General features: G+C 70.1%; 1 protein-coding gene and 1 pseudogene. One reads left to right on the plus strand and one right to left on the minus strand.

Annotation, left to right across the window (positions count from 1 at the left end):
* Positions 1-163 precede the first annotated feature (163 nt).
* Positions 164-274: pseudogene (locus tag J0695_RS45820) on the plus strand (fibronectin type III-like domain-contianing protein); the annotation flags it as partial.
* A 222-nt stretch (positions 275-496) separates the two neighbouring features.
* Here J0695_RS45820 and J0695_RS38155 read toward each other — a convergent pair.
* Positions 497-1,240: a TetR/AcrR family transcriptional regulator gene (locus tag J0695_RS38155; protein ID WP_206969430.1), complete on the minus strand. Its 744-nt coding sequence runs from the start codon at positions 1,238-1,240 to the stop codon at positions 497-499.
* Positions 1,241-1,478: the final 238 nt, after the last annotated feature.

Raw genomic sequence — 1,478 nt, forward strand, 5'->3', positions numbered from 1 at the left:
CCCCTTCGGGCACGGCCTGTCGTACACGTCCTTCGCGTACTCCGCCCCCGAAGCCGTCGTCGACGCGTCCGGCATCACCGTGCGGGTCACCGTCACCAATACCGGTACGTGCGCGGGACGCGAGATCGTCCAGGTCTACACCGGGAAGCCCGGCTCGGCCGTGGTGCGCGCGCCCCGCGAGCTGAAGGGGTTCGCGGCCGTGGACCTGGAGCCCGGCGCGAGCGTCACGGTCGGCGTCGCCGTACGGCGTGAGGACCTGGCGTACTGGGAGACCCGCACCGACCGCTGGATCGTGGAGGGCGGTGCGTACGAGGTGCACGTGGGTTCCTCCAGCCGCGACCTCCGGGCCACGGCACGCGTCGACGTCGAGGGGGACGTGCTGCGGATTCCGGTGACGCTCGACTCGAGCATCGGCGAGGCGATGGCCGACCCGCAGGCGGGCCCGGTGGTGGGGCAGCTCCTCGCCCGGCTGGTCCCGGGCGGNNCCGCCGGACCGTCAGCTGCCCGGTTCCAGCCGGGCCTCGATGCCGTCCAGCACGCAGTCGAGGCCGAGTTCGAACTCCCAGGACGGGTCGTCCTTGTGCTCCGCCTCCCGCGTGTAGCGGTGGTAGGTCGGATAGCGGCCCGTCCCCATCAGGTACATCATCTGCGGCGCGAGGGCCGTCCGCGTCTGGTCCGGGTTGTCCCAGCCGTGCTGCTTCATGTACGAGTGGAGGGCCACCTCCGAGCGCGTGATGCCGTACACGTACGCGTTGACGGTGCGCATCGCGACCATCATCGTGTCGACGTCCAGGCCCCGCCCGTCGAGCCCTGCGAGCTGGCGCTCCGCGGCCGCCATACGGTTCGGGGTCAGCACGAAGAGCGGGGCCGGGAGCTCGCCCATCCAGGGGTGCCGGAGCATCAGCTCCCTTACGTTCAAGGCCTCCGCGCGCAGCACTCCCCGCCAGCCCTTCGCCTCGGGAGCGGCTCCGAGCTCGGTGAAGATGCGGTCGATCATCAGCGCCCAGAGGTCGTCCTTGCCGGAGACATGGCGGTACGCGGCCATCGGCGCGACATCCAGCTCCTTGGCCAGCCGCCGCATGGTGACGGCGGCGAAGCCCTCCGCGTCGGCGATCGCGACCGCCACCTCCGCGATCTTCCGCGGGGTGAGTGAGGTACGGGCCGCGGGCGCGGGGCGTTCGAGGCGCTCCCAGAGCGAGAGCTCCACTCTGTCCCCGTCCTTCTTCTGCTCGCCTGCCATCAGTCGGCCTCCTCTTCTCGACTCTCCGTGTACAGCGTATCGCCAGTAGACACCGTACACATTCGCTGTGTACGGTGTACGCAGATCGATACGCCGTACACATCACAGGAGTTCCCCATGACCGACACCCTGCGCATCGCCGTCGTCCTCGGCTCCACCCGCGAAGGCCGCTTCGGCCCGGTCGTCTCGCGGTGGATAACCAGCCACCTCGCCCAGCACGAGGACCTGACCGTCGATG

Origin of the sequence: Streptomyces beijiangensis (assembly GCF_017315755.1) — a bacterium.
GTDB classification, from domain to species: domain Bacteria; phylum Actinomycetota; class Actinomycetes; order Streptomycetales; family Streptomycetaceae; genus Streptomyces; species Streptomyces beijiangensis.

What these genes read in the sequence shown, in the direction of transcription:
- J0695_RS38155 (WP_206969430.1), bottom strand. Translation starts at nt 1,240, where the DNA reads ATGGCAGGCGAGCAGAAGAAGGACGGGGACAGAGTGGAGCTCTCGCTC.